The organism is Streptomyces sp. SID13726, assembly GCF_010548375.1.
Lineage (GTDB): Bacteria > Actinomycetota > Actinomycetes > Streptomycetales > Streptomycetaceae > Streptomyces.
Genome location: NZ_JAAGLY010000257.1, coordinates 1 through 524, shown reverse-complemented (window position 1 = coordinate 524; position 524 = coordinate 1). Strand labels below are relative to the sequence as shown.

Annotated in this window: 1 protein-coding gene; it reads left to right on the top strand. The window is 76.0% G+C overall.

The features are described from left to right. Positions 1-524 (top strand): SDR family NAD(P)-dependent oxidoreductase (locus tag G3I78_RS47500; protein WP_164436830.1); only part of this gene is annotated, 524 nt, incomplete at both ends.

Genomic DNA, 524 nt, shown 5'->3' with positions numbered 1-524 from the left:
TGCCCGACGACGTCGCGCGCCTGGCCGAGCGCCTCGCCTCTCCCGGCGGCTCGGACGAGCGCCCGGTCGGGCTGCTCGTGAACAACGCGGGCTTCGCGACCCAGCAGCACTTCGTGGGCGGCGACCTGGACGTCGAGCTCCGCGCGCTCGACGTCATGGTGCGGGCCGTCCTGGTCCTGTCCCACGCGGCCGCCGGTCAGATGACCGCGCGGGGCCGGGGCGCGATCCTCAACGTCGCGTCCGTCGCGGCGCTCACCGCGGGCGGCACCTACGCCGCCGCGAAGGCGTGGGTGCGCTCGTTCACGGAGGGGCTCGCCGTCGAGCTGCACGGCACCGGCGTCACCGCGACCGTGCTGTGCCCGGGCTTCACCCACACGGAGTTCCACGACCGCGCCGGGATCGACAAGTCCGTCCTGCCCGACCTCGCGTGGCTCGACGCCGACCGCGTGGTCTCCGCGGCGCGCGCCGACGTGCGCCGCGGTGCCGTCGTCTCGACCCCGTCGGTGCGCTACCGCGTCGCGTCG